This window comes from Achromobacter agilis (assembly GCF_900496965.1).
GTDB lineage: Bacteria > Pseudomonadota > Gammaproteobacteria > Burkholderiales > Burkholderiaceae_B > Achromobacter > Achromobacter agilis.
Map to the genome: position 1 here is coordinate 1 of NZ_UFQB01000055.1, position 1,641 is coordinate 1,641.

Sequence of the window (1,641 nt, forward strand, 5' to 3'; positions counted from 1 at the left end):
GTCAAGCGCGTCGTTGACTACAACGTCAAGGTGCGCGTCAAGTCTGATCAGACTGGCGTGGATATCGCCAATGTGAAGATGTCCATGAACCCCTTTGACGAAATCGCCGTCGAAGAAGCCACCCGCCTGAAGGAAAAAGGCGCGGTCGCTGAAGTGGTGGCGGTTTCTTGCGGCGTTGCGCAATGCCAGGAGACGCTGCGCACGGCCATGGCCATTGGCGCCGATCGCGGCGTGCTGGTCCAGACCGACGCCGAACTGCAGCCGCTGGCCGTGGCCAAGATGCTGAAGGCGCTGGTCGACAAGGAACAGCCGCAGTTGGTGATCCTGGGCAAGCAGGCCATCGACGACGACGCCAACCAGACCGGCCAGATGCTGGCCGCGCTGCTGGACTGGCCGCAAGCCACGTTCGCCAGCAAGGTCGAGCTGGCCGACGGCCAAGCGACGGTGACGCGTGAAGTCGACGGCGGTCTGGAAACGCTGACGCTCAAGCTGCCGGCGATCGTCACCACCGACCTGCGCTTGAACGAGCCGCGCTACGTCACGCTGCCGAACATCATGAAGGCCAAGAAGAAGCAACTGGACACCGTCACGCCTGAGGACCTGGGCGTGGATCCGGCTCCCCGCCTGAAGACGCTGAAGGTCAGCGAGCCGCCGGCCCGCAAGGCCGGCATCAAGGTGGCCGATGTCGCGGCCCTGGTGGACAAACTCAAGAACGAAGCGAAGGTGGTCTGACATGACGACGCTGGTTATTGCCGAACACGATAACGCCCAGCTCAAGGGCGCAACCCTGAACGCCGTCGCCGCCGCCGCCAAGATCGGAGGCGACGTGCACGTGCTGGTCGCCGGCGCCAATGCGCGCGCCGTGGCCGACCAGGCCGCCGCCGCCGCGGGCGTTGCCAAGGTGCTGCTGGCCGACGCTGCGCAACTGGCCGATGGCCTGGCCGAGAACGTCGCGGCCCAGGTGCTGGCCGTGGCCTCGGGCTACAGCCACATCTTGTTCCCGGCCACCGCGTCGGGCAAGAACGTCGCCCCGCGCGTGGCGGCCAAGCTGGACGTGGCGCAGATTTCCGACATCATCGGTGTGGACTCCCCCGACACCTTCCAGCGCCCGATCTACGCGGGCAACGCGATCGCCACGGTGCAGTCGGCCGATGCCGTGAAGGTCATCACCGTGCGCACCACCGGCTTTGATGCGGTTGCCGCCCAAGGCGGCTCGGCCGCCGTGGAAGAGGTAGCCGCCGTGGCCGATTCGGGCCTGTCCACCTTCGTGGGCCGCGAAGTCGCCAAGAGCGACCGTCCGGAACTGGCCGGCGCGCGCGTGGTGGTGTCGGGCGGCCGCGGTCTGGGCAGCGCCGAGAACTTCAAGATCCTAGATCCGCTGGCCGATAAGCTGGGCGCCGCCCTGGGCGCTTCGCGCGCCGCGGTGGACGCGGGCTACGCGCCTAACGACTGGCAAGTCGGTCAGACCGGCAAGATCGTCGCGCCGCAGCTGTACGTGGCGGTGGGTATCTCGGGTGCGATCCAGCACCTGGCCGGCATGAAGGATTCGAAGGTCATCGTGGCCATCAACAAGGATCCGGAAGCCCCGATCTTCGGCGTGGCCGATTATGGCCTGGTCGGCGATCTGTTCCAGGTCGTGCC

The 1,641-nt window shown here is 66.8% G+C and carries 2 protein-coding genes; both read left to right on the plus strand.

All coding sequences use genetic code 11. The features are described 5' to 3' along the window. Positions 1–732 (plus strand): electron transfer flavoprotein subunit beta/FixA family protein (locus AGI3411_RS29990; protein ID WP_165359320.1); only part of this gene is annotated, 732 nt, incomplete at its 5' end. 1 nt (position 733) lies between these two features. Continuing rightward, positions 734–1,641: electron transfer flavoprotein subunit alpha/FixB family protein (locus AGI3411_RS29995; RefSeq protein WP_165359321.1), on the plus strand; the 908-nt coding region annotated here is incomplete at its 3' end.